At 46.0% G+C, this 213-nt stretch carries 1 protein-coding gene; it reads left to right on the plus strand.

Annotated features, from left to right (window positions below):
• Nucleotides 1–31: 31 nt before the first annotated feature.
• Nucleotides 32–213 (plus strand): NAD(P)(+) transhydrogenase (Re/Si-specific) subunit beta (locus LK09_RS21300; protein ID WP_231563194.1); only part of this gene is annotated, 182 nt, incomplete at its 3' end.

Here is a 213-nt window from a genome sequence, read left to right on the forward strand (position 1 = left end):
AATTCAAGGTAACCGTTACGGTATGATCGCAATGGCGATTGCAGTTGTAACAACCTTCTTTGTTGCGAATAACCCAGTTATTTGGATGATCGTTGGGGCAATGGTGTTAGGTGCAATCGTGGGTATTGCGCGTGCACGTACAGTGCCAATGACGCAAATGCCGGAAACTGTTGCGCTTATGCACTCATTAGTGGGTTTGGCTGCTGTTTTAAT

Source organism: Microbacterium mangrovi (assembly GCF_000802305.1).
GTDB lineage: Bacteria > Actinomycetota > Actinomycetes > Actinomycetales > Microbacteriaceae > Microbacterium > Microbacterium mangrovi.